We start from the raw sequence: 4,492 nt of genomic DNA on the forward strand, positions 1-4,492 counted from the left end.
GTCATATCACGCTATGGCAAAAACTTCTCTCTAATAGTAGCTTAAATTTACTCCTTCCTTTCCTTCATGGCACTACCGAAAATCTTTCGTTGTCACCCACAGATTAGGCCAAAAACCCGGTTTCTTTGGCCTTAGTGGGTAAGTCGTGTCTTTGTGAAACCCATCCAATTAGCACGTAATGAAATGACTAAAATCGATAATTTCGTAAAAAAAGGTTCGATCAAAAAGACTTGAAACAAGGCTGAAATTCCTATAAATTACACCTTACAGCTCTTGATGCGAGAGAAGAGAGAACCATACAACAAACCCTAACCACCCCAACACCCCAACAACCCAACCCAATCCTTCTCCCCCCCACGCAAACACACGCGCACACGACGGGAGGTGCCCCCGTGGTGCTTGCAAATTAAAGGTTAAATCATTGTAGCTCAACCACTCTTTCCTCCCCTTTCTCCTCTTTCGCCAACCGACACGATCGCCTAGCTTGCATTCAGTGTCATAATCAACTTTACCGCCTATTTCTAACCAGATTTTTTTCTGGACGCTAAAGCCAAAGCGACCCTGACTGTATTTTACCCACAATTTGTCGATCGTCCGCAAATCATCGCCAGGAAAATTCTCGATCGAGTTCGTATCGAACCAACCTTCCTTCTCCCGTCTAGCAGCTTTTAACATCACCTTGAATGTTTCCTGATCCGCCTCTTTCCACTTTCCTGCTGCTAATAAATCCCGGAGACGAGTATAGTCAACACCCCGCGCTGATTTAAGCGAGTCTGGTGTTTGAGGTGATGGTTGAGGTGATGGTTGAGGTGATTGATTGCCAAGAGCCTGCAAAACTTCAGTAGCAGATTGATAACGTTTTTTAATAGCAGGTTGTATCATTTTATCTAAAACCTGACCCAGTTCCGAACTGACAGATGTTTTTAAGTGTTCTCGCCACACCCACTCAAACTCGCTATCATCGAATAAATCAATCGGCTTAACCTCAGTTAACAGACACAAACAAGTGACACCCAGACTATAAATATCACTCGCATGAATCGGTTTACCGTTGGCTTGTTCTGGTGCCATATATCCCGCCGTCCCGATTCTCGTTCCCGTTAGCCCTAGAGCCGTTTGTGTCGCATATTTCGCGGCTCCAAAGTCAACTAAAACCAGTTGCCTATCTTGCCTAAGAATAATATTTTCAGGCTTGATATCCCGGTGAATTACTTGGCGGGAATGAATGAACTCGAATACTGGCAATAAATTATTAAGCAAATCGCGAATCTGCGTTTCGCTAAAATATCCCTTAGATTCTAGTGTTTGGGCTAAATTTTCACCGTCGATGAATTCTTGCACTAAATACTGCCGTTCATCTTGACTAAAATATGCTAATAAGTCGGGAATTTGAGAATGTTTACCCAACTGTTCTAGGCGGACTGCTTCCAGCTCAAATAACTCAGCAGCTTTCTGGATACTAGAAGCGCCTTGAAGTTGGGGGTAGAATTGTTTAATAACACAGGGAGGTTTTGATGGTTTATACTCGTCAATAGCTAGAAAAGTGCGCCCAAATCCCCCTTGTCCAATAATTTTTTGGGCTCCGTAGCGATCGCCCAATAGCAGTTTATTCCCACATTTTTGACAGAATTTTGTAGAGCCAGACGGGTTTTGGAATAGGCAATCAGGGTTTAGACACTGGCTCATAAAATATGCTTGCAGATTACAGATTAAAGCTCTCGATGCGATGCCAGCGGAGATGGTGTTAAATGTGAAACACCAGATCCGGGTAAGGACATCGCATTGCCCAAAGCCGTGTCAACTTAACCCCAAAACCTTTGTATCTCTCGCTTTTATCCGAGGCTAGATCCCCCTAAATCCCCCTTAAGAAGGGGGACTTTGAGATCGCTCCGGTTCCCCCCTTTTTAAGGGGGGCTAGGGGGGATATGGCCTCGACGAGAAACAGCAGTCTATGACTACGTTTGACCTTAAGTTGAGACTAATAGGCACAGCCTAAGTCCCCACTCAAAACTCGTTAAACTTTTGTCCCGCACTCAGGACAAAACTTATTGGTCGAAACATTCTTCGCGCCACAACTCGGACAATAAATCAACTCCGCAGATTGCAACTTGCTGCGTTCGGGCAAACCAACCATTTGAGCGTTGCTCTTACCTGGAACTACCATCGGATAGCAGTTTTCGTCCCTCGTCACCTTCACGTTCATCAGCACCGGACCGTCGTGAGCGAGCATTTGACCGATCGCCTCTTTGAGTTCCTCCGGCCGCGAAACCTGCATCCCCTTCACGCCATAAGCTTCTGCCAGCATCACAAAATCCGGCATCCCTACAGTCATATTCGACGACGAATAACGCTCGCCGTAGAACGCCTGCTGCCACTGCCGCACCATGCCTTGCCAGCCGTTATTTACAATCACAATCTTGACATTAATGCCGTATTGTGCTAATGTTCCCAACTCTTGAATATTCATTTGCACGCTAGCATCGCCAGCAATACAAATCACTTGCTCATGCGGCAGGGCCATTTTCGCGCCCATCGCCGCCGGCACCCCGAAACCCATCGTGCCCAAACCAGCGCTAGAAATCCAGCGGCGCGGCCCGTTGTTCAAGAATTGAGCCGACCACATTTGATGTTGACCGACATCTGTTGTGTAGTAAGCATCCGGCGCTTGAGTAGCCAACTCCGAAATCACCTCTTGCGGAGACAAAATTTCTGGGTAATGAGGCACCACTAACGGATAGTCCTGTTTCCACTGATCGATCCTGTGCAGCCATTCCGCAGTCTGTCCGACCTTCCCCGAAACTCCAGTCTCCCGACAGCGGCGCAGCAAATCGATCAAAACTTGGCGGACATCTCCGACAATCGGCACGTCAGGACCGCGATTTTTGCCAACTTCCGCCGGGTCGATATCGATGTGAATCACCTTGGCGCGCGCGGCAAACTCGTCTAATTTGCCCGTCACGCGATCGTCAAACCTCGCCCCGACAGCAATCAGCAAATCGCACTCGGTAACGGCAAAATTAGCGTAAGCAGTGCCGTGCATCCCCAACATTTTCACCGACAAAGGATGGTTTTCGTCAAAGGCACCTTTGCCCATTAGCGTTGTCGTGACCGGCAATTGGAAAAGTTCGGCCAGTTCCTTAATTTCCTCGTGGGCCGCCGCTGCGATCGCCCCGCCGCCCACATAAAGCAAAGGACGCTTTGCTTCCTTCACCAAATGAATCGCTTGATTAATTTGCCGGGGATTTCCCTTCACCGTGGGCTTGTAGCCGGGAATTCTCACCGATCCGGGTTCCACGGGCAGATAGTCAAATTCTTCTAAACCCACATCCTTGGGCACGTCAATCAACACCGGCCCGGGCCGCCCTGTACTCGCGATGTGGAAAGCTTCTGCCACAATTCGCGCCATATCTCTCGGATCGCGCACTACATAGGAATGCTTGACAATTGGCAGGGTAATCCCGTAAATATCAGTTTCCTGAAACGCATCAGTGCCGATCGCCGGACGGGGAACCTGACCGGTAATTATTACCATCGGGATCGAATCCATGTGGGCCGTCGCAATCCCCGTTACCAAATTAGTTGCGCCGGGGCCCGAAGTAGCAAAACAAACCCCAACTTGTCCGGTAGCGCGGGCGTAGCCGTCGGCCGCGTGAGCAGCACCTTGCTCGTGGCGCACCAGAATATGTTTGATAGCGCCAGTTTCTTCAGCGCGGTAGAGTTCGTCGTAAAGCGGCAGAATTGCGCCGCCGGGATAACCAAAAATATGCTTGACGCCGTGGCGGATCAAGCTGTCAATCAGAGCAAATCCACCAGTTGCACGCCTGATGGTCACTTTAGTTTTTAGTTGCACAGAATTTCCGTCCTTAAACTAATTATGATTTTTAATGAAAGCTTTTATACTACTTTAATCTCAATAATCAAACTCTGAGAATTTAACTGCTGATATTTTACAAAAAGTTTCGCCCTCGGACATTTATCGCCAGGCCAGAATTTGTGGAACAGCAGAGCAAGAAAAGAAACAGAGAAAATCGCGGTTTGTCTGCCGGTTTACCGCGATATGACGCTTGTCTAGCATTAGTTTCGATCGGCATTCGAGAAGAAACACAACGGTTGGCAATGCGAGAACGTCAATAGCGTCAGGGCGGTGGCTATGTTAGAGATCGATCGCAAAAAGAAAGCCCTCGAACCTCTTCCCATTGGTGTCAACAATCGCCTAAAACCTTTGATAAATCCTGTTTAGACGCGAGTCTCGATCCCGCTGGCATTCCCGTTCTTAAGGGAAACTAAAGAGAATGCTTGAGTTCCCCCCAACTATCAGGGGATCTGGACAATCATCGTCAAAGAGTAGATCGGTACTACATTTGACGTTAAGTTGACACCCATCCCCTGTTCCTTCTTCTCTCTTCCTTCTTCTCTCTTCCTTCTTCCTTCTTCCTTCTTCCTTCTTCCTTCTTCCTTCTTCCTTCTTCCTTCTTCCTTCTTCCTTCTTCCT

At 47.9% G+C, this 4,492-nt stretch carries 3 protein-coding genes; 1 reads left to right on the plus strand and 2 read right to left on the minus strand.

What is annotated here, in order from left to right:
* Window positions 1-264 precede the first annotated feature (264 nt).
* Both QUA99_RS32260 and ilvB read right to left on the minus strand, forming a co-directional pair.
* Complete coding sequence (locus QUA99_RS32260; protein WP_333245517.1) at window positions 265-1,686, minus strand: serine/threonine-protein kinase; 1,422 nt, start codon at window positions 1,684-1,686, stop codon at window positions 265-267.
* Window positions 1,687-2,014: 328 nt separating this feature from the next.
* Window positions 2,015-3,850 (minus strand): biosynthetic-type acetolactate synthase large subunit, encoded by a 1,836-nt coding sequence (gene ilvB / locus QUA99_RS32265; RefSeq protein ID WP_333245520.1) that lies wholly within the window; start codon window positions 3,848-3,850, stop codon window positions 2,015-2,017.
* A 143-nt stretch (window positions 3,851-3,993) separates the two neighbouring features.
* On the opposite strand from ilvB, the gene QUA99_RS32270 reads away from it, so the two are divergent.
* A complete protein-coding gene (locus tag QUA99_RS32270; protein WP_333245523.1) occupies window positions 3,994-4,134 on the plus strand; it encodes a hypothetical protein in 141 nt (46 codons plus the stop codon).
* Window positions 4,135-4,492 lie beyond the last annotated feature (358 nt).

It is taken from the genome of Microcoleus sp. F10-B2, from assembly GCF_036704965.1.
In the GTDB taxonomy this organism is placed as follows: domain Bacteria; phylum Cyanobacteriota; class Cyanobacteriia; order Cyanobacteriales; family Microcoleaceae; genus Microcoleus.